Annotated in this window: 5 protein-coding genes; 2 read left to right on the forward strand and 3 right to left on the reverse strand. The window is 57.4% G+C overall.

Annotated features, from left to right (window positions below):
* The 3 genes from DWY03_RS07990 to DWY03_RS08000 all read right to left on the reverse strand — a co-directional run.
* A partial coding sequence (locus DWY03_RS07990) for an ATP-binding protein (RefSeq protein WP_117846435.1) occupies positions 1 to 1,289 on the reverse strand: 1,289 nt, incomplete at its 3' end.
* A gap of 180 nt (positions 1,290 to 1,469) precedes the next feature.
* A complete protein-coding gene (locus DWY03_RS07995) occupies positions 1,470 to 2,000 on the reverse strand; it encodes a flavodoxin family protein (protein ID WP_117840398.1) in 531 nt (176 codons plus the stop codon).
* A 198-nt stretch (positions 2,001 to 2,198) separates the two neighbouring features.
* Positions 2,199 to 2,759 (reverse strand): TetR/AcrR family transcriptional regulator, encoded by a 561-nt coding sequence (locus DWY03_RS08000; protein WP_089572815.1) that lies wholly within the window; start codon positions 2,757 to 2,759, stop codon positions 2,199 to 2,201.
* A gap of 143 nt (positions 2,760 to 2,902) precedes the next feature.
* On the opposite strand from DWY03_RS08000, the gene DWY03_RS08005 reads away from it, so the two are divergent.
* On the forward strand, positions 2,903 to 3,868 hold the full coding sequence (locus DWY03_RS08005) for a Sir2 silent information regulator family NAD-dependent deacetylase (RefSeq protein ID WP_197032824.1): 966 nt from the start codon (positions 2,903 to 2,905) through the stop codon (positions 3,866 to 3,868).
* Positions 3,869 to 3,871: 3 nt separating this feature from the next.
* The coding region (locus tag DWY03_RS08010) for a hypothetical protein (RefSeq protein ID WP_199410949.1) at positions 3,872 to 4,295 on the forward strand (424 nt) is incomplete at its 3' end.

A 4,295-nucleotide genomic window follows, 5' to 3' on the forward strand; every position in this document is an offset into this window, starting at 1 on the left:
TATAGACAAAATGCCGCATAAAGTGGAACAGACATAAGCCCATCATTCATTCCAAAGGGCTTAGTCGATAGCCTGATAGGGCGTACGCCCGGATGGGTCTTTTTAAGTGAGGACAGGCTTCGAGATCTTGTGTTCTCTCCCGCCTTGACTTCAATCGCAGACAAGCATCCCTGCTTCTCTACTACAAAGTCGATTTCCGCACGATTATCTCGCGCCCAATAATGCAGCGGATAGCCCATGGCTGAAAGCTGTTGGGCAACGTAGTTTTCGGTAAGTGCACCCATGAATGTGCCGCCGATGCCGGCAAGAATATCGGCGCGTTGAGCACCGGCCTTGGAGACGAGCAGCCCTGTATCCGCCTGATAGATTTTAAAAGCAGAAGGGTTAACGAAGGCCTCTAAAGGGCTTTCGATCTGCCCGACTAGGCTGCAGCGCGCCACCGTACCCGACAATACAAGCCAGTCGAGAGCATCTCCAAAGAGAGACGCATTGCCCCCCGCTCGCACTACCTTGTACTGAAATTTGCGATTCTCTTTGGCAAGCTGCCGTGGAATGGAATCGAAGCACGCACGCGTCTTTGCGCTCAAGCGTTCATCAGCATATTTATTGGTGTCGGCGGAGTATCCGTCGAGAATAATCCGATGCTTTTCGGCCACATCAATGATTGACTGATCATCGATATACGTTTGGACCGCCTCGGGCATTCCGCCAACAACAAGATACTGTCGATAGAGCCTAAGCGCCTTTTCATGAAGGCTTGGCGCAAGAGGACCCATTAACTCGAATGACGAGCGTATCTCGTCGACCAGCTGATCGTGCCCCATTGCCCAGAGAAACTCCTCGAAATCGAGTGGAGTCATCTCGATCAAGTCGATCTTTCCGACGGGGAACGAATACGACTGATGGTTAATGGCAACCCCAAGAAGCGACCCAGCAGCCGCAACGTAATACTCGGGAGCATCTTCGCAAAAGTATTTAAGGGAAGTGAGCGCTTCCTCGCATGCCTGGATCTCGTCAATGAACAGTAAGGTTTTGCCAGGCACGATACGCTGTCCCGTACGAGCCTCGATCGCGCGCACAATCGAATGAGGGTCAAGACCGCCCGAAAAATCCGCTCGCGCCGACCGGTCGTTCTCAAGATTAACGTAGACAACCGATTCGAAAAGATCCTGGGCGTACGTTCTGAGCAAATAGGTCTTGCCACACTGGCGCACGCCTTTGACCAGCAAAGGTTTTCTATCAGCTCTGTCTCGCCATTCCCTAAGTAGCTCGTCTGCCTTGCGACGCATACGCAACCTTCCCTCGTGAACTTCTGTTTGACAATATTTTAACGCGGATTAATTTGTTTTCAGTTATTTTTCTGCGTTTAAAAATTGTTCTATACGGCGCTTGAGGGAATGCGCCCCTATCTCTTGGTAAGGATAGCAAGCATTTCCACCAACGCTGATTGCCATGCGTTCTTCTTGTCCTTAGGCGAGCTTGCGAGCGAGCTCTCGCACCTCTTCCAGCTTGGACGAAGAGGCCATGCTGTCGCGCTCGGTCATACCGCTGATGGTGACAATGCCCTGGTCTGCCCACTTGCAGTAAGCGCAGGTTGATTTGTACATGGCGATCGCCGCGTCATAGACGCCCTGGCTGTGGCTATCGAGCAGAAGGGCCGTCTTGGTGAACGGGAATCCCGTGGCACCGAAAGCGTACAGACGGTCGATGGCGGCCTTTTCCTGCGCGGCGATATCGAACCAGTAGATAGGCGAAGCAAAGACGACCATATCTGCATCTTTCAGCGACTCGATCACGTTGGCCATGTCATCCTTCTGCACGCAGACGCCCCCATGGGCGAAGCAGTACTGGCATCCCAAGCAGCCGGCGATCTTCTTGCTGGCAACGCGAACGACCTCAACCGTATTACCGCCCTCACGCGCGGTCTCGGCAAACGCCTCGACCATGGTGTCGGTATTGGCGCCCTTGCGCGGGCTGCCGCTCAATACAACGATATTCATAGGATTCCCTCTCCCTCATGCTGCAGGCGCGCAGCATGCTTTCTTGTAACCAAAACGAATGGTGTTAATCAATCGCCAGCAGGCCATATCTCTTGTTCAAGTTCCCTAAAGAAGCTCAAGACGATTGCGATTGCCTTATACAACGTCGAAAATCAAAGAGGGCCCATAGCAACGCCACCTACCTGAAATGACATGCGGTCAAGACGAGCTACGAGGATCGTGACGAGCCGATACCGCCCGCATGCCCCCTTCGGAATAGGCGCTGAGCAGCTCCTGAGCGTGAGCAAACTCGGGCCCTCGCCTCCAACCGAGCAGGCGGTTGACCGCGAGATTTCCCTGGACGTTGTGGACGAAGAGCAGATAGGCGTCCTCGCGCGAAAGCCCAGTCTCCTCCATGATCGAGGGAACCATCTGCTCGGCGCCGCGCTCGACGACGCGCTGTGCCACCCGGGCGTACGCGTCGTCATCCGAGTAGAGCAGATAATAGTCATCGTTTGCCGGCGGACGCTGGCAGAGGGCACCCGCCTCCGTTCCCTCGAGCGGCGGCACCGCCGCCAAGGCCTCGTCGATAAGCGCGTCGAGCAGGGCGAACTTGTCCTCGTAGTGCAGATAGAACGTGCCACGGTTGATATCGGCGCGGCGGCAAATATCCGCTACCGTCATCTTCGCGAAGCCGACCTCGGCCAGCAGCGCGAAGAACGCCTCCCGTATGACCGAGAGTGTATAGCGTCGGCGACGATCGATCTTCCCCGCTTCCATTACCCCTCCAATTGCAACGCTCGACAATGCCCGGCAAACGCTCGTTTATCGACAGCAGGCCGAAGCTGTTCATTGCTCTTAAGCAAATCGACATGGATACTTTTTATAGACACCTGTTTATAATAGCTGAAAGAAGGTATCCAGTGACCCTGTACGAGCAGCTCGTTATCGAGCTCACCAACCGATCGTTTTCCCTTCATGCCGCCTACCGCAGCGGCAGCACGCCCTATGAGCTGAGTGACCGCGAGCCCGAGCCCTACGACCAGCAAATCGAGGACTTCGCCCGTATGATCGAAGAAGCCGATTGCGTGCTGGTGGGCGGGGCCTCCGGGCTCTCCGCGGCGGGCGGCGGCGACTTCTACTACGAGGACAACGCGACCTATCGCAAGCATTTCGGCAAATTCGCCGAGCGCTACGGTTTCAAGGGCGCTTTCGAGGGGTCGTTCTACCGCTGGCCCACCGCCGAGGCGCGCTGGGGATACCTCGCCACCTTCCTCGACACCACGCTCAACGCCCCGCTGCGCAAGCCCTACAGGGACCTCGACGCCATTCTCGCCGAGAAGGATTTCTTCGTGCTCACCACCAACCAGGACACGCAGTTTGTGAAGCTCTATCCCTGGGAGAAAGTGGCAGAGATCCAAGGCGACCACCGCTTCTTTCAGTGCTCCCGCTGTTGCACCGACGCGGTGTGGGATGCGGTCGAGCCGGTCTCCAACATGGTAGAGGCCATGGGAGACGGCCTTGAGGTTCCGACAGAGCTCGTGCCGCGCTGCCCGCACTGCGGGGCAGAGGCGTTCCCCTGGGTTCGCGGCTACGGCAACTTCCTGCAGGGCGAACTCTACGAGGAGCAGTACCGCAAGGTGTCCGAATGGCTCGACGCGCACGCACGGCAGAGGATCCTCTTCCTCGAGCTGGGTGTGGGCCGCATGACGCCCGCGTTTATCCAGGAGCCGTTCTGGGCCCTCACGGCGCAGTTACCGCAGGCCAGCTACATCGCCGTAAACAACAAGACGCAGTTTCTCCCCCGCGCGATCGAGGATCGGGGGCTCGCCGTTCGCGCCGACATCGCCGACGTGCTTGCCGACGTGCGCAAGACGCTGGGGAGGTAGCGCATGGAGACGGCGAAAGCAGTTCGCATAGGCAGGGCGCTAGCCGAAGCGGATCTTGTCATCATCGGCGCTAGCAACGGACTCGACATGGCGGAGGGGCTCAACCTTTTCTGCGCCGATGCTCATTTCCAAGAGGCGTACGGGGACCTCGCCCAGGCAGACGGCATCGGCTGCATACTGCAGGGGCTCGCTTCCCCGGATGCCAGCGTGCGACGCCGATGGGCCGAGCGGTTCCATCAAAAGGAGTATCTCGAATATGAGCCCGGCTCGCTCATGAACGGGCTGCGGCGTCTTACGGAGCACGCCGACACCTTCGTGGTCACATGCAACATCGACGGGCACTTCGCGCGCGCCGGGTTCGACGAGAACCGCGTGCTCGAGACGGAGGGGTGTTCCTATAGTTTTGTCAACTGGGAAATGCTCTCCG

It is taken from the genome of Collinsella sp. AF23-2, assembly GCF_003459245.1.
Lineage (GTDB): Bacteria > Actinomycetota > Coriobacteriia > Coriobacteriales > Coriobacteriaceae > Collinsella.

Coding starts and splice junctions, on each gene's coding strand:
- DWY03_RS08000 (WP_089572815.1), bottom strand. CDS start 2,759: ATGGAAGCGGGGAAGATCGATCGTCGCCGACGCTATACACTCTCGGTC.
- DWY03_RS07995 (WP_117840398.1), bottom strand. CDS start 2,000: ATGAATATCGTTGTATTGAGCGGCAGCCCGCGCAAGGGCGCCAATACC.